This is a genomic window from Nocardia sp. bgisy118, assembly GCF_057708605.1.
On the sequence record NZ_JBYISM010000016.1, the window covers coordinates 128,738 to 146,209 of the forward strand.

General features: G+C 63.9%; 10 protein-coding genes. 9 read left to right on the plus strand and 1 reads right to left on the minus strand.

The annotated features are described in order from the left end of the window. Nucleotides 1-42: 42 nt before the first annotated feature. From AC3EO7_RS20650 to AC3EO7_RS20675, 6 genes are all read left to right on the plus strand, one after another. Nucleotides 43-1,365, plus strand: coding sequence for a metallophosphoesterase family protein (locus tag AC3EO7_RS20650; RefSeq protein WP_435592117.1), 1,323 nt, complete (start codon nt 43-45; stop codon nt 1,363-1,365). Then, nucleotides 1,362-4,544, plus strand: coding sequence for an AAA family ATPase (locus AC3EO7_RS20655; protein ID WP_435592118.1), 3,183 nt, complete (start codon nt 1,362-1,364; stop codon nt 4,542-4,544). Before AC3EO7_RS20650 ends, AC3EO7_RS20655 begins: the two co-directional genes overlap by 4 nt. An 86-nt stretch (nt 4,545-4,630) precedes the next feature. Continuing rightward, nucleotides 4,631-6,256: a DUF3375 family protein gene (locus AC3EO7_RS20660; protein ID WP_488186281.1), complete on the plus strand. Its 1,626-nt coding sequence runs from the start codon at nt 4,631-4,633 to the stop codon at nt 6,254-6,256. Beyond that, nucleotides 6,249-7,001 carry a DUF4194 domain-containing protein gene (locus AC3EO7_RS20665; RefSeq protein ID WP_435592120.1) on the plus strand — a complete coding sequence of 251 codons (753 nt, stop codon included), beginning with the start codon at nt 6,249-6,251 and terminating at the stop codon, nt 6,999-7,001. The genes AC3EO7_RS20660 and AC3EO7_RS20665 overlap by 8 nt, the downstream gene beginning before the upstream one ends. Continuing rightward, complete coding sequence (locus AC3EO7_RS20670; RefSeq protein WP_435592121.1) at nt 6,994-10,431, plus strand: ATP-binding protein; 3,438 nt, start codon at nt 6,994-6,996, stop codon at nt 10,429-10,431. Before AC3EO7_RS20665 ends, AC3EO7_RS20670 begins: the two co-directional genes overlap by 8 nt. 28 nt (nt 10,432-10,459) lie before the next feature. After that, entirely contained in the window at nt 10,460-11,674 is a 1,215-nt protein-coding gene (locus AC3EO7_RS20675; RefSeq protein WP_435592122.1) for a DUF3322 domain-containing protein, read from the plus strand. A gap of 1,066 nt (nt 11,675-12,740) precedes the next feature. On the opposite strand, the gene AC3EO7_RS20680 is transcribed toward AC3EO7_RS20675, so the two are convergent. Next, nucleotides 12,741-13,589, minus strand: a complete 849-nt coding sequence (locus AC3EO7_RS20680) for a helix-turn-helix domain-containing protein (protein ID WP_435592123.1) — start codon at nt 13,587-13,589, stop codon at nt 12,741-12,743. Between the two features lie 662 nt (nt 13,590-14,251). On the opposite strand from AC3EO7_RS20680, the gene AC3EO7_RS20685 reads away from it, so the two are divergent. From AC3EO7_RS20685 to AC3EO7_RS20695, 3 genes are read left to right on the plus strand one after another with little or no spacing between them, the layout of a single operon-like run. Then, complete coding sequence (locus AC3EO7_RS20685; RefSeq protein ID WP_435592124.1) at nt 14,252-15,082, plus strand: hypothetical protein; 831 nt, start codon at nt 14,252-14,254, stop codon at nt 15,080-15,082. Beyond that, nucleotides 15,079-16,329 (plus strand): cutinase family protein, encoded by a 1,251-nt coding sequence (locus AC3EO7_RS20690; RefSeq protein WP_435592125.1) that lies wholly within the window; start codon nt 15,079-15,081, stop codon nt 16,327-16,329. Before AC3EO7_RS20685 ends, AC3EO7_RS20690 begins: the two co-directional genes overlap by 4 nt. Next, the gene (locus AC3EO7_RS20695) at nt 16,329-17,471 is read left to right on the plus strand and encodes a lipase family protein (RefSeq protein ID WP_435592126.1); all 1,143 of its coding nucleotides are present in this window, start codon (nt 16,329-16,331) and stop codon (nt 17,469-17,471) included. The genes AC3EO7_RS20690 and AC3EO7_RS20695 overlap by 1 nt, the downstream gene beginning before the upstream one ends. Nucleotide 17,472: the final 1 nt, after the last annotated feature.

Here is a 17,472-nt window from a genome sequence, read left to right on the forward strand (position 1 = left end):
GGTGCATGGGATGCCCGCCCGTTACCTTCTTCGGAGTACTTCGTGACCGCACGCGTGTTCCACACGTCCGATTGGCATTTGGGACGCCAGATCGGACGCCACCGGCGCGACGCAGAATTCGATGCCGTGTTGGCCGAGATCGTAGATATCGCAGCTGATTTCGGACCCGACGTGATCGTTCACAGTGGAGACCTATTCGACGGTCATCGACCGAGTCTGGACGACATGCGCCGAGCTGCGCGGGCACTGCGACGTCTTGGCGATATCGCGCCCGTGGTGGTTGTCGCCGGTAACCACGACACGCGACACGTGCTGTCGTTCCTGGAGTTCATGCTCAGCGATATGGGTGCCCGGACCGACGACGAAGCCCGGGTGCGGTTCGCGACCGACGCTCGGCCCGACGGACTGCTGGTTGCCGAATATCCGACCGCTGAAGGGGAATTCACGGTTCGAGTGGGTGCGCTGCCGTATCTGCACCCGAATCGGTTTGCCTACGATTTCGCCGACCCGGTGACTGCGACCGCAACCTACGCCGAGCGGATGCGGGCCGTGCAGGCTGACGTGTATCGCCGCCTTGCTCACGATCGTGGTCCGCATGACGTGCTGGTCTTTGCGGCGCATCTGTTCGTCGAGGGAGCCACGCCCTCGCATTCCGAGCGACAGATCTCCATCGAGTCCGACTACGCCGCGACGGCTACCAGCCTGCCTCTGGTCGACTACGGTGCACTCGGCCACATCCACAAGCCGCAGCGGATCGACGGGATCGGCTTCACCGGCCGCTACGCCGGCAGTCCGCTCCAGATGGACTTCGGCGAGACTCGCGACACCAAGAGCGTGGTTCTCGCCGAGATCGCGCCCGGTCGAGATCCTCGAATCGAGATTGTGCCACTGGAATCCGGCCGACGACTGGTCAAGCTTGTCGGGACGCTGGATCAGATCAGGACCGATGCAGGCCGAGTCGGCGACGCTTGGGTGAAGGTCGCCGTCCACACCGACGGTCCGACGTTGAGGCTTGCGGAGACACTGGCAGAGATGCTGCCGAAGGCGACTATCGTCGGCATCGATGAAATCCGCGAGGGTGCCGAAAAGCAGATCCTCGACCGGGGAACGGCAGCCGCGGACCTCCCCAGTGTGGAAGATATTCTGCGCGAATACCTCTCCGAAGGTCGTGTCTCCGGACCGGCGCTGGACCACGTGATGACCACCTTCGCTGACCTACAGGCGGACCCGGATCCGACAGACCGAACAGCCTGCTGTGAAGAGAACTTGCTGGCCGCCGCAATTGACGGGCGGCCCCTCGACAGCATCGATCGTGCGGGTGTGCTGACCGTCGGCCATTCTACTGATTCGGAGGTACCGCGATGAAGCCGATCACACTCGCCATGAAGGGATTCCGCAGCTACCCCGAACCAGCGACTATCGACTTCACCGACAAAGGTCTGACCGCTGTGCTCGGCGACACCGGCGCCGGCAAGAGCAGCATCCTGGAGGCGATCACCTTCGCGCTGTTCGGCAAGAGTTCGTGGGACGGCCGGGAGACAAAACTACTCATCGCCGACCACGCCGACATCGGCAGCGTCGAACTCACCTTCACACACGGAGGGCATCGGTGGCAGGTGCACCGCACAATCCATGCCACGAATTCCAATGCTGGACGACACCATCTGAAGAACTTCGACACCGGTGAGGAAGTCGACGGCGCGACGGCTGTGACCAGCCGTATCGAAGCCGTTCTGCAGTTGGGCTACAACACGTTCTTACGTGTGGGACTGCTGCCGCAGGGAAAGTTCGACCAACTTCTGACCTCGAAACCCAGTGAGCGTAAGAAACATCTGCGCGAGCTGTTCGGTGCGGATTCGCTGGAGGCGGTCCAGGACGTCGCTCGGGAGCGGGCGTCAGAGCTGAAAGCACTCCTCGAGCAAGCAACCGAAAAACGCAAGGGCATGCCCGACAAGCCGGAGCAGACCACCGCCGATTGCTGCTCGAAGGCCTCAGCTGCTGAAACGTTGGCAGCCCGGCTGGTGACATCGATCGACACAATAAGCACACTGCAGGAGAAGGTCTCCACGGCTCGCGGGGCGTCAGTCGCGGCCCAGAAGGCCGCCGACAACCTCGCGGACGGGGTGGTGCATGATGCGGTCGCGACCCTCGACAAGCTCGCGCCGATCGCCGAACACGCTGAGAAACAACGAGCTTCGCTCGTCGACAGTGCAGCCAAAATCAAGACTCGTGAGCGGGGTTTGGTGGAACAGATACGACAGCGAGAGCAGGCTGGGGAGGGCCTCAGTCCACTTGCCGACGCTGCCGCGATCCTGGCTCACCTCCCAGACCGCATCGAAGGTCACCGTCAAAAGCGCTTTAGCCTCGAGACCCGCACCGCACAATTGGCTGCGGACGCCAGTCGAATCGCCGCCGACGAGGCCGCATTGGACAAACAAGCCGAGCAGATTCAGCCACTCGTCGACGAGGCCGACGCAGCCGCCGAAGTCGGCCAGAGTGTGTGGAACCGTGCCCGCGAACTCCGTACACAGATCGCCGACTCGACCAAGGCCGCCCTGCTGATCGCCGAGACAACCACTGCGCGAAGGTCGGCGAACGATGAGCTGGACGACGCCAACAAGGTCAGGGCACGTTTCGAGCAAGAACTTGCTGCCACGATTGCCGAAGTCACCGCCGCTGAGAAAAGGAAAGGTGCACTGGAACGGCAGGATCGGGCAGCCCTGATCGCGGCGGACGTCCATCCCGGTGATTGCTGCCCGGTCTGTCGACAGCAAGTGCCAGCCTCTTTCGAGGCCGACGCAACTCCGGGCACCGATGAGATGCGTAAGGCGAGGGCCGCTCTGGACGATGCCACGGAGCTGCGCGGAAAGATCAATGGTGAACTTGCCGTGGCCAAGGCCAGAATCATCACCGCATCGCAGGCAGTTTCGAACAGCGTGGAAAAACTTCACGCCGCGGAGCTCGACGCGCAGCGCGCCGCTGACGCGACGCGCACACAGTTCGACGAGTTCTCCTCCCTTGTCGCACGAGTCGGTGGAACCTTCGATGCGGCAGCATCATTCACGACGCTTGCCGCCGTAATGGACACATTGGCCGCTCCAACAGGACATGTCGCGCAGGACCAGACCCTGACAGAGCCGATCACCTCAGCGATCTCCAGGTGCGAGGAGGCAGTTTCGGCCCACATTACGCGGCTCCGGGAGAACGAGCTTCGGGCCACTCTCACCATCAAGTCTGACCGCGAAACGCTCGCAAACCATCAAAGGGCACATCTTTCGGCAGTCGAGGAAGCTGGCACAGTTGCAGTCCGTGAAGCCGAGGCTATCGATCGTACCGCTGCCGAGGTCCGCGGCCTGCCCGTCCGCATCCGAAACATGCTGGCGGGTGAAATACTCGACATCACAGACGAATCTGTCCTCGAGGCAACCGATGCGGTCACTGCCGCGAAGTCCGATATAGAAATTCTGGTCAATGCTCGGGAGGCGGCTCGCCAGGAGATGACCGATGTCCTCACCCAGCAGCACCAGTTGGACCAAGAAACCAACCAACTCCTGGATAGGCCGCTGGCGGACCTACAGAGCGCACTAGGTACCTGGGCCAAAGAATTGCATCGAGCGATCGACTATCTCGATGATGGCAAGAATCAGGTCCCGCGATTCCCCGCTGAAGCGGGCGTCGACGAGACTCGCACACTCCTCACCGAACTGTGCGAGATTACCGCCGAGGTCAACTCCGACCTGGCCAGCGCGTACGCTGCACACACCCTGGAATACGAACAAGCCACTGCCAAACTCGTCGAGGAGGCCCGACAGTTGCCCGACGTGCCAGGCGTCGACGCGACCGTCGACTGGACCAGGCCGCAGTCGGTTCACCCGCTCATCGAGGCCATGACAGAGGCTCGCAAAGACGCCAAAGACTGGCGCACGGCTGAAAGTGTGGCAAAGGCGCAGATACAGCAGGCGGCGGACCTCGATTTCGCGATCGCCGCCGGCGAGGCACGCTACGCGGCGCTAAATGTACTACGGCGAGAGTTCGTCGACGCCAAGTTCCTGGGCCATCTGACGACCCTGAACACTCAAACGCTCCTCGGTATCGCTAGCACCTTGCTTGGACAGCTGACTGAGAATCAGTTCGGGTTCGCCCCTAATTGCGATATCGTCAGCCGCAGCAGCCAGGTTGAGCACAGTGCCAACCGGCTTTCCGGCGGCGAGAAATTCCTGGCGTCGCTGGCCTTGGCTCTCGCTCTGGCGGAACTGCATTCCCTCAACGGCCCCCGCCTCGGGTCATTGTTCCTCGACGAGGGCTTCGCAACCCTGGACACCGATGCATTGCAATCGGCACTCGACGTTTTGCGCGCTCAGACCGGCGAGGAGCGCCTCGTCATGGTGATCAGCCATCTGCACGCGGTCGCGGAAGCTGTCGACGATGTCCTTTGGGTCGAGCGGCCGACCGGCGGCAGCTCGATAGCACGGTGGCTCAGCGCCGATGAACGCGACGAGTTGGTCAACGCTGACCTTGCCAGCGGCCTACAAGCGCTGACTTAGCAGGAGCGTGGCCGGGGGAGCACACATCCTGGCCACGCGACTGAAGCCCTGCGCAACGGTGGTCCTGAGGTTGCGATCGCCGCCCGGTGAGCAGTTTTGCTGTCGGTCCACGTGCTTATGCTGGCGAGGCGGCCGTAGAGCGACGATTCGAGGGGGAGCTGGTGCCGAACAGTGATGCTGAACGGTTGCTGCATGAGTTCCGTAGCAACGCAGACACCGACGTCACCATGTCACTGTTGCGGTCGAACGACGCCCTGTTGCACCTGGCTCTGATGGCCGCGCATCTGGGTGACGGTCAGATTGTCGACGGGGAGACGTTGACTGCGGCCCTCGACGAAGACCTGCCGCGGCTGTTGCGGAGCTACCCCCACGGCGAGGAAGGTGAACTGGTCTCGTTCCCCGACACCGACGCCGTCTTGATCCGATGGACGAAACGGGGGTGGGTGCGCAGAACAATCGACCCGGACAGTCGCATCGAGCGCTATCAGCTCACCTCGGGCGCGGGCCAGGCGGTGCGGCAGATGCGCAACCTGAGACGGCGTTCCTCGATCGCCACCGAATCGGCCCTGGCGATGGTCATGATGGAGATCCGGCAGATCGCGACCGAGGCGAACCCCGATGCCGAGTCGCGTCGGATTGCTCTCGACGAGCAGATCGCGCAACTGGCGGCCCAGCGTGATGCACTCGACGAGGACATCCCGATCGAGATCAATCAACGTGAACTCATCGACAAGGTTTCTGCGCTGGTGCAATTGATCGAACGGATGCCCTCGGATATCGCACGGTATGGCGAGCAAATGCAGGCCAACACAGCCGAACTGATCCGGCGCACGTTCGCTGACGACCCTGCCGAGTTCGCCGACTCCCTTGGGCGGATGTTCGACGGCCATGACGTGATCAGCGAATCCCCTGAGGGTTTGGCTTTTCGGTCGTTCGCGACTTTGGTGTCACGGCCGTCGCAACGAAGTCAGCTCGAGTCGGACATCGAGGCCATCCTTCATCACCTGGATCAGCTTCCCGGCGATCTCGCTGAGCCGTTGGACGGGTTCATCGACGCGATGTGGAGCCGGATCAGCGAAGTCGAAGACGCCCGCCAGGTCGCATTCCGCCGGATGAACGCATTCGTCCGCAGCGGCGATGCCTTGCACTATCAGGGGATTCGGACACGTATCAGTAACGCGCAGGCCGCTGCCGTGGAGGCATTCAAACGCACCCACGGAGGCCGCGATATCGGGTTCACTGTCCCGATGAGTGGGGTCGACACCTCGTCTGTGGGACGGTTACGGCTCCATGAAGGGGTAGTCGACAAACCCGATCCGTTGGTCGAGATCCCCGACACGCCGGTCGATGTGACCGCAATGGTAGGCCGCGAGTCGATCGACTGGGCTGTGCTTCGCGACGCCGTCAACGCAGCTCTGCGTCGACGCGGCGGCCACGCCGACCTGCGGGATGTCCTCACCGAACTGGATCGCCCACGAACAGGTGACGTGATCGGTCTCTGGTCACTCGGCTCACCTCCAGCACAACCGGACGCCGTTGTCACGGTGGTCGCGCACACCAGCCGCGGACCGCGGGAAATCACCCTGCCGTCTGTGCTGTTCAGCACGCCGATTCCCCAGCCGGTCGAGCGAGCCCACACCGGCTACGCACGCACATTGCGAGCCCAGCAGATGCTATTCGAGCCACCCACGAAAGAGGACGAGGATGTCTGAACCCTTCGACGAAGTCTTCGCCGACCTACATACCGGTCTCGCCCCCGCGGCTGTGGCGCTGGATCCGGAAGAGGTATTCAACCAGCCGGACCAAGCAGTATCCGGATCGCGCGTCGAACCCGGCCACCATGAGCCGCGCTTCGATGGAGACACCAGCGAACTGGCGCCCGAGGTGTGCTGGACGTTGCAGGCACTGATTACCGCGCCATACGTCAGCGAGGCAGACCGCAAATACTGGTCGTGCGTGCTTCAGTACGAAGACATTCTCCGCAGTCGTCTGGCCGAGCTCGGAGTCGTGCTCAAGATCAACCGAGAGCACCGCTACGCCTTCACGGAGCCAGCCGTCGACCCGAGCCCGCACAGCAGAACCATTCTGCGCACGCGAACGCTCAGCCTCGCGGCGAGCGCTCTGGCGCTCTACCTGTACCAGCAGTATCTGACGGCACCCGATGACCCGATTGTCACCACTCAGGACATGATCGACCACATGCTGGCCTACAAGCGGCCCGAAGACACCGATGAAGGCAACTTCCACAACAAGATTCGAGCGGCGATCAGGGCACTGGGCGAAGCGGCGATCATCAAACAGGTTCCGGGCACCAACCGCTACGTGATCTACGGTGTGATCACCTCACTTCTCACCTCCGACCGGATCGAAGCATTGGAGCAGCGCTACCGCGCGATCGCGTGTGCCGAACCATTGCAGGACGCTGACGGCGACGGCGAGGAGGCGCACGGTGCCTGATCTGCACTCCGCGACAAAAGCCAACACCACCGGGTGGACCTCCCCGTCCGCCGGTGGGGCAAACCGCCCGCGCCGCGCGATCCACCTCGGCCAGTACCGTCTGGCCCGGCTGCAGATCGCCAACTGGGGAACCTTCGATGGGTACAAGGACCTGCCTGTTGACGAGCGCGGTGTGTTGTTCACCGGTCCGTCCGGGTCAGGCAAGTCGTCGCTGATGGATGCGCACTCTGTGGTTCTGCTACCCACGCACGACCAGCGGTTCAACGCTTCGGCAGATCTGACCGCTCGCGGAGCCAAGCAAGCAACCCGCTCACTTGCCGATTACGTCAGAGGCGCGTGGTCGGAAACCAACGACGAGCACGAGCAGTCCCAGGTTCGCTATCTGCGTGCCGGGAAATCGACCTGGTCCGGAATCGCGGCCACCTACGCCGACGGACTCGGTTCCATCACCACGGCAGTAGTCGTCAAATGGTTCGCGGGCGGCGAGGTCGACGGCGGCTCATTGAAAACCATGCACCAGCTCCACCAAGGAGACTTCGACCTTCGGGTGATGGAACAGTGGGCTGCACGCGGCTACGACCTGGCCTGGTACAAGAACAATTACCCGGACACCCACTTCGATACCCAAACCCGCTACACCCTTGAGCTGGCCAAACGGATCGGCCTCGGTACTTCCAAGACCGCGCTGTCTCTGCTGGGCAAGGCAAAAGCGATGAAGAACGTCGGGGACCTCAATCTGTTCATCCGCGAGAACATGCTGGACGAGCCGCCGACCTTTCAGGCAGCGCAGAAAATGGTCAATGCGTTCATACCGCTCAATGAGGCATACAACACCGCAAAACGCGCATTCGACCAGGAACAAGTACTCCGGGAAGTTCCTGAGAACTGGCAGAACTACCAGGCGGCCATCCGCCTGCACAGCCGAGCCGAGTCGCTGTCAGGGATCTCGATGGAGCACTACCTGCGCGGGGTCTACCTTCGGGCCGTCGAAGACGGACTCGACCGCATCGACGATGCCGTGCGGGACACAGACCTCGAACTCGGTAAACAAACGACCCGCCACGACGACGCATACGAGACCTATAAGGCGCTCGCCCGCGAGTTCGACCAGAAAGGCGCAGGCCTGCGAGAGCTCGAATCGACCCTCGGTCAGAGGCAATCCGAAGCCGCTGCGGTTCAGAAAGCACACACCGCGTATACCGCGCTGGTCGACCAGCTCGGACGACCAACACCGGAGTGCCCCGAGGATTTTGCGGCACTCCACGACGAACTCGCCGACATCGGTGACCGGGCACAGGACGAGCTGGACAACAAAAAGCCTCAGCTTCATACGCTTTACGCCGCAGCTGGAGAAGCGAAAAACGCATTCCACGCCCGGAGCGACGAGTTGGCGGCGCTGCGCTCAGCGCGCACTCTGATCCCGGAGCAGCATCGCGCTCGGCGCAAGTTGATCGCTCGAGGCGCGGGTGTCTCGACCGACGCCTTGCCGTACGCCGCCGAGTTGATCGACATCGTCGACGGCGAAGAACTGTGGCGACCGGCCGCGGAGAGGGTGCTACGCAACTTCGGCCTCCGCCTCTTGGTACCCGAAGAACACCAGGCTTCGGTCAAACGGTTCATCGACGAGCACGACATGCGCAGCCTGGTCGAATACCACGTCGTTCCTAACGCGACAACTGTGCCCGCTCGCGTCGACGCCGACTCCTTGGCGGCGAAACTCACCGTCGACCCCTCTCACCCGTTTACCGGGTGGCTCACTGCACAGCTCGCGCAAAAGTTCGACCATATCTGCGTCGACAACGCACGCGACCTGGACGCATACCCGCGGGCGGTGACCATCCGCGGCACCGTGAAACTGCCGGGAGGCCACTATCGCAAAGACGATCGGGCCGCGGTGACCAGCCCTTCCTCCTACATCCTGGGTGGAAACGTCGCCGCGAAACGTCAAGCCCTCGAAGATGAAGTCACCGCTCTCGAGGAGAAGGCGACACGAACAGCTCACGATGCCGACCAGTTCAACCGCACCATTACTTCGCTCACAGCCACACGCGAGGCCGCGCGGTCGCTCACCGCATACACCAACTGGAGCGAGATCGATCACCGAACCGCCAGCATGCGAGTCGCAGACCTTAAGCAGCGAATCGAAGAGTTCAAGGCCGAGAATATCGACCTGCATACATTGCAAGAGCAGCGTGACGACGCCGAGGGTCGCTGGAAGAAACTCGTTGCGGCGTGTGCCGCACTTGAGAACAAGCTCAGCGAAAACAATAAGCAACAAGAGAAGCTCATCGCGATACTCGATCAGGAACAGCTCAAACCTCACACCATCGACGACCCCGAGGACCGCGCCCACCTGGACGAAATACTCGCTGCCGTCGAAGTTCCGGCAACCGTCGACTCGATGCCACAGGTCCGCAGCGCCTTCCGCAAGGAACTCGAACACCGCCGCGAGAATGCGAACAGCCAACGCATCCTCGCCCACTCGAAGATCAAGGCAGCGATCGCCCGATTCCTCGAGCAATGGCCGGACAGCGCACCCGACATCAGCGGCGACGTCGAGCACAGCGGTGGCGATTTCGCACAGCTACACGCCGACATCGTCGAGCGAAAGCTGCCGGAGGCGATGGACAACTTCCAGCGCATGATCAGCGAGAACATGGTGCCGTCCATCAGCCTCCTGCACGGCACCATCGAAAAGGCCACCAACGACATCAGAACGCGCATCGACATGGTCAACGCCGGCCTCAAACGCGTGGAATTCGACCCCGGAACCCACCTCCAGATCGTACGCAAGACAAACGAACCCGCTGAGGCGAAGGAATTCCGCAACCAAGTCGATACACTGTTGAGGGACGCAGCAACCACTCGCGGTGATCGCGGCCGTTTGATACAGCAAGTACACAGAATCCGCGATCTGATGGCGCGCTTCACCGGGACCGACACCGAATCCCGGCGCTGGCGCACCAACGTACTCGACGTCCGCAACAGCTTCACCTTCTACGGCCGCGAAGAAAACAACAACGGAGAGACCACCAAGGCGTACCGCAATACCGCCTCCAACTCCGGCGGCGAACAAGAAAAACTGGTTGCCTTCTGTCTCGCAGCCGCATTGAGTTACAACCTCGCCGACCGTGACTCCGACGGACGACCAACCTTCGCCCCGCTCATGCTCGACGAAGCATTCAGCAAATCCGACGAGACCTTCGCACAGCAAGCATTGGCAGCGTTCGAAGAGTTCGGCTTCCAACTGATCATGGCTGCGCCGATTCGGATGTCCGGGATCGTCGAACCGTTCATCGGGCAAGCCGTGCTCGTCGACAAACATGTCACTGCAACAGAAGCTCGCTCGACCGCGCAATCCGCTACCTTCGGCGAACTTCTCACACGCAGGATGAGCGAGCAGTACGAGGCGGCCCGTGAGTCCGCGTGAACACCGCAAGTCCCGGAAAGGTTGAGCGATGCGCCATCCCGATGACATCGAGCGCGACATACGAGAGCGATTCGACCGCGACTACCCCGATTGGGCCCGCGGAAAAGGATCGTGGCCGCTTCGAATCAACCTGAAACCACCGACCAAAGCCGAACGGTCCGAGAACCCCGTCGCATGCCACGCCTGGGCCGACGACTGGGCACGCTACAGCGGACCCGGGGTCCTCGACTATGCCAATGCCCGCTTCCCCACCGGCATCCACAGCATGCCCAAGACCCTCACGTTCACCTCACCCGGGGCAGCTGCCGCCGTCGTTCCCGACACGCAGGCGATATGGCACCGCTGCGGCACGCGCCTGACCGAACTCGCACGCACCTTTCCTGGAACACGATTCGACCGCATCATCCGCCGTCTCACTGACCTACCCGACCAGGACTATGAATGTCTGTCCTCGACCGCACGCTGGATTGCCGATAACCCCACCTCTGGCATGCTGCTCCGCCAGCTGCCGATCGAAGGAATCAACACCAAATGGCTCGCCCGCCACGCCACACTGCTGCTGGCACTCCTCGGTGATGAACAACCCCGTGAGGACCTCGATTACGAACCATCCGACGAGCAGAACGCAGACGACGACGCTCCGGTGTCCCGACGCATCCAACTACACCAACGCCTCGGATTGCGCATCCCGCCCTACCTCATACAGGTCGCGGTCATCGATCCCGTACTCCGTCAACAGCTCGCCGGCATGCGTCATTTCGCTGCCGGTGTCGATGACCTCAACCAATGGCCTCGCACGCCTGACACCGTCGTGATCCTCGAAAACAAGGAAACCGGCTACGCGATCACCGATGACCACCCTGGAACTGTCGTGCTTCACGGCGCGGGGTTCAGCGTCACTCACTATGCCCGAATCACATGGGTCCGCTCGGCACGGAAGGTGATCTACTGGGGCGACATAGATCTACCCGGCCTTGCATTCATCAGTGACCTCCGAGGACTCGGCGTTCGCGCCGACACCGTACACATGGACCTCAGAACTCTCGACCGGTTCCGCCACCTCGCCGTCGAAGGGGCGACTGCGACCCGGATCGATCTATCCCACCTCACCAACTCGGAACGTCGCCTCTACGAACATCTCCTCGACCACGCGGCCAGCCATCAAACAGGCGTACTCCTCGAACAGGAACGTATCGCGTGGGATCACGCATACGAAGTTCTTGCCGATGCCATCAGATCGTGAGGAGCGATTCCCGGTCTCGCGATTCACTCCTTGACCCTGGACTGGTTGGGGTCTCCAAGCAGGCGGTTCAGATCTCGCGCTGCCGTATCCCGGGTCGACGATAACTACCCGTCGCCCCAAGATGCACCAGGTCCGGCCTTTGGGGCAAGTTTGCCCTGCCCGAACAGCGCAGGCTGGCGGATTTCATCGTGTTGTGTCTAGGAGATTCAGGCCGTTCCGTACGAAACCGGCCTCGTTGTTAGCGGCAATTGCGGCTGCCCGTACGAGCCGTTCCACGGTGACCCGTTCGGGCTCATCCCATCCGTGACGCCTGGGGATGCCGATTTCGGCGCGCTTTGGCCACACATGATTCGGTGTCGAGTTGTCGGTGCGCGGTGCAACCGGCACGGTGTCGTAAGGCCGGTGTTCTCGGACGACAGACAGATAGGCATTGTCAGCTTGGCAGTGGGACTGGTTGCTTTGAGTGCTGCGGTGATGTCGCTTGTGGTGAGGAACCAGGTTCTGCCTGCTTGCGTTCGGGTAGGTGGCCTGCCCTGAGCTGCCGTTCGTACCAGCGGCGCGACTTTCGCACTGCGCGTGCACCAACGGAATCAGGGTAGGTCGGCTCGTGCGGCAGAGGTGGCATCGACGGTGCCCGCCTTGGAACGGCCAGCTCCGGGACGTTGTCCACCCTGCACTCTGGCGGCAGGGTGGTGTCGTGGCAGTGTCGCTCGCAGACTGCCGGGCCGGAAGGCACGGCGGCGTGGCTGCCGACGGGGAACAGGCCGAGCAGGGAGGGCGGACGAAGCAAACTCGGACGCCATATTCGTGTCACGTATCACATTTCGGTAGCCAGACATCGAAGATCTCCTCACATTCAATATGTTCGATTCCGTGGCGTTGGTTAGCAAATCGCATCGTTTAAGTCCGGGCTATGAGTGTTGGTCCGGTTCGGATGCGAAGCCGAGCTTGTGAATGGAGTGTGCCACTAGATAGCCTTGGGGCGGTCTAGTCGGGCGCCGACGGTGGCGGCGGGGTCGGGATTGTCGGCTCGAGACGTGTGTGGTTCGGATGGTGGATCCGAAGGCTATGGGCGTGTCGCGTCGGCGTGTCGCGAAGATGTCACGGGGTGGTGTAACGCCGGTCCGGAGTAGGGCTTACGTATCGCGGTGACCAGCAAGACGTGCTCGGTTTGCGTGACGTTGGAGATGCTGAGGCTGTAGGACGCGGGGTCACCGGTTGCGCGGTCGCGCATGTGCAGTAGGTCGGCGGTGTTGCGGCCGTATGCGATGCGGATGCTCGAGGTCCACAAGTCGACGAACTCCGGGATCTGTCCCAGGATCTGGACGAAGCGCTGGGCTTGCTCGGAGTCGCGGTATCGGCCGAGGATGGTCTTGTGGGAGGCGACCGTGTGGGTGGCCTCGCCGGGCCAGTCGAGGAAGTAGTTTCTCGCTGGCGGGCTGAACAGCCATGCGGGGATCAGATCGGTTTCGTGCTGTCCTGGCACCGCGGCTCGGAAGGAGTCGTTGCAGGCCAACAGGTTCCACAGCGGATCGAGGTAAGCGGCCAAGACGCCGCGTTCATCGAGGTCGCACAGATGATCGACCGCGGCCGTCTTCTCGCGCACGCACTGGCGTAGGTAGTCGGTCGAAGGGAGATCTTCGGCAGGCGCCAGAAGTTCGCGCAGGTGCCGCGCCATCAAGGGGTCGACTTTGTAGCCAGCGATGATCTGGTTGACGGTATCGAGGGTTGGTAGAAAGCCGTTTTCGACGTCGGTGAGGGTGGAGCGGGCGATATCGAGTTGAGGGGAGGCCCTGGTGAGCGAGAGCCCCAGATCCTCGCGGATCAGTCGGCAGGTGCTGCCGAAGGTCGGGATGGCGACCTGCGATCTGAGTCTTCTGATTCTTGGTGATCGGCGTGCGGGATTCTGACTCATGCCAGTTCCCCCCTTCTCCAATTGTCTTCCGTTGCAGGACTGGTAGCGATACGATGAAGAGTTACCCCCGGGATGATGCTTCGTTCCTACCAGACCAGGTAACGCCCCGGCAAGGGTTTTCCGACCCGTGGTCCGCCCAGCAATAGCTGGCTCAGACGCACGTTGAGCATGCCCGCCCTACCGGTTCCGCGGGTTGCGCCAAGGGCTGTACCGGAAATTCGGTACGACGGTTAGATCGTCAAATCATCGGCAAACAGCCTGGATACGACGTGTATGAGTATGCCGGCGGGAAGCGTACCGGAAATTCGGTACGCCAGAATCCTAGCGCTTCAACACCTTTCGTGGTTTTGATGGAAAGGCAAGTCCGAACCACTTGAAAGGAAACAGTCTTGGACCCCTTCGTGATTCTCGGTTGGGTGAACGCCGGTCTGTCAGTGCTGTCGAACGGCCTGGCCGTGGCAGCGCAGGCGTTGGCGCTCGCCCTGCCCTTCATCTGACGAGCACGTCCTGAGAAGCGTTCTCCCAGAGGCAAAGTCGCCTCTGGGAGCCGCGAATCCCGCGCCGCCTCCGCGCATTCACCGATTCAAAAACCCCAATTCCTCCCCCATGATGAAAAGTGTCTATTTCGCATGCCAAAATCCAGAAAGCTTAGTGCCAGTCGCGTGCTGCTGGCCGGCACGGTTCCGCTGGCCATGGTGATCGCCGCGGCCGGAGCGGCCAGCGCCGCCACCGACACCCCAGCGGTGATCGCCGACCAGCCCGGGGTGACCGGGCCCGCACAGCCCGGCACGACCCCGCCCCCGGCGCCACCCGCACCTCCAGTACCCGACCCGGAGCCCGCGCCGCAACCGCCGCCGCCGCCGGTGTATTACTCCCAGCCGCCGCAGGTCCGCAACGAATCCCCCTCACGCCCGGCCCCGCCGCCGGAGGTGCCGGTCGAGCCGATCCGGTTCGAGGAGCTGCATCTGCCCGCGCCGGTGGCGCCGGTCGCGCCGATCGAAGCGCCGGAGAACACGATCCGCATCGGGCAGTGGCAGACCCCACGCCCGGAATGGGTCCCCCCGCACTGCGCGGAGGTCATCAACGACGCCGCTGCGGGTGCCGAGGCGCAGGTCGCGACCGCACTGGACTCGATCGGCATCCCGGCGGGGCGCTCGGACCGGGTCAGCGGCGCCACCCTGGCCGGTGCCGGGATCGGCGGCGCGGCAGGCGCGACGCTGGCCGGGGTACCCGTCGGCACCGCCGGCGCGGTCGTCGGCGGTCTGATCGGCGGCACCATCGGCGGTATCGCCGGAGCCGCGCTCGGCACCCTCGTCCCAGTACCCGTGATCGGCACCGTCACTTCAGGTGTGGCCGGGACCGCGCTCGGTGCCGCCGCCGGTGCCGCGGCCGGTGCCGTGGTGGTCGGTGTTCCGGCCGCGGCCGTCGGTGCGGTCGCTGGTGGCACCGTCGGGGCGGGTTTCGGTGCCGGAGTGGGGGTTGGTCAGCCATGAACACCTCGACCAACGCCCGCGCACGCACTGCTGCGGCTGCCGCCGCGGTGACGGCCGCCGTCGGCCTGTCCGCCGCGACCACCGGAAGTGGCAATGCCTCGGCGGTGTCTATTGGGCCGGGCTGCGCGGCGCTCTACGTGCTGGGAATTCAAGGCACCGGTCAGTCCTCGCCGACTGCGGATCCGCTGGCCGACACCGGTGTCGTCGGTGCGCTGATCGCCCCGGTCCTGAACGCCGCGCCCGGTTTGGTGCAGCGCAGCTACATCCCCTACGGCGCTGGATTCGGCGGCGCGGTCCCCGGCGGCGGGCCGGACCCGTATGTGGCGTCGGTGACTGATGCGCGCGCCCAGTTGGATGCCGCCGTCTCCGAGATCGCCGAGCAATGCCCCGCCACGATGATCGCCGGCATTGGCTATTCCCAAGGTGCGCAAGCGATGTCGTCCTTCGCTGCCGATGTCGGTGCCGGAGCTGGTCCGGTCGAACCCGACCGGATTGCCGGGATTGCGTTGTACGCGCACGCCGACCGCGCGATTGGTGCTCCGATCTTTCCGGGTCGCCCTGGCCAGACGGTGCCCGACCCTGTACCGGGGACCAGCGGGGTCGCGGTGTCGGCGGTGCAGATCACCAACCCGCCCGCCGCGGGTGGCGGTATCGCTGACGGGGCGACCAGCTACGGCGCGCTGACCGGGCGGGTGGCCGACATCTGCACCGACGGTGACCTGGCCTGCTCGGCGCCGGACCGTGCCGCGCTGCTGCGCGTGGGCGCTGAGATCGCCGCCCAAGCCGACCTGCGCGACCCGCTCGCCGCGATCGGCTCCCTCAACGCCCTGTTCCACGCCACCCTGGGTGATGCGTGGACCACGGTGATACTCAACGACTTCCAAGTCGGCGGTAGCAACGTCGACTACGCCCCGCAGCTGCCGCTGGCCGGACGGCTGATCGACGCCGCCGACCCCCGCATCCCCGCACCCACGCCCGAGGACATCGGTGCGGCGGCGGCGCGGTGGACCGAGATCACCGCCACCGTCTCCGCGAACCCGCTCGGGTTGCTACCGAAGCTCGCCGGACAACTCGGTGCGGCGTGGGGGCAGCTGGTCGCCGACAACGCCGACCTCGTCAATCCAGCGATCTGGCTGCGCTACGCCGACACCGTCGCCCGCCACAACGGCTACGCCCTGACCGGACAACTCAACTCCGGGGTCGCCTGGATGGTCGCCGCCGCTCACGACATCGCAGGAACCCGCTGATGACCGAACGACCCGAACCCCTTCCAGCGACCGAGGTCGACGACTTCTTCACTGGCAGCCAGATCGGCTTCGACCCCCGTCCCGGCGACCTCCTGCGCCGCCGCAGCATCGAACTGACTGACCTGGACGAAGCCGGACGAGCTTGGCAGCTCGTCTACGCCACCCGCACGGGTTTCTCCGCACCCATCCCCGCCTCCGGCACCGTCATCGCCCCCGCGAGCGCCGAACGGACCGGTCCCCGCCCAATCCTGGTGTACTGCCCGTCGTTTCACGGTCTCGGCGGTGGCTGCGCACCCTCGCGCCTGCTGGCCGACGGCACCGAACCCGAAGCGGTGTTCATCAGCGCGGCCCTGGCGCGCGGGTGGACGGTCGCGATACCTGACGGGCTCGGCCTCGGGATGACCCGATTGGGGCCACACCAGTTCCTGGCCGGGCGCGCCGCCGCGCACGCGGTGCTCGACCTCGCCCGTGCGGTGCGCCTGCTGCCCGAACTCGACGCGGTCGATGTGCCGCTGGTCGTGTGGGGGTACGCCGACGGCGGGCGGGCGGCGGTGTGGGCGGCCGAACAACATCCCACCTACGCCTCCGACCTGGATCTGCGTGGTGTCGCGGCGGGCGCGGTCGTCGCCGATCCCGGGGCCTTGGTGCTCGGGCTCGACGGTGGGGCGTGGGCGGGGCTGGCGTTGGCCGGGCTCATCGGACTCGGGCGCGCGTACGCGCATCTGCCAGCCGCTCATATCCTCACCGACGACGGCGAGGAGACGGCCCGCATCGCCAGCGATATGAGCCTGGCTGCGCTGCTGGCCACCTATCGCGACGTGCCGCTGGGGCGTTGGTGTGAGCGACCGGATCCGTGGTCGGATCCGATCTGGCGGTATGTGCTCGGCAACGAAACCTGCGCCCGCGCAACACCGTTGGCGCCGGTGCACCTCTATCACGGCACCGAAGACACCCTCATCCCCGTCGGCATGGGCCGAGGGCTGTTCACCGAATACCGCGCCCTCGGCGTGGACCTGTCCTGGCGTGAATACCCCACCGCGCACCGTGGCGCCGCCCAGGCCGGAGCAGGTGAGGCCATCGCCCGATTGGCCAGCTACCTGCTTCGCCGCCCCGCCAGCCGCTCGGCTCCGCAGACCACCTGAA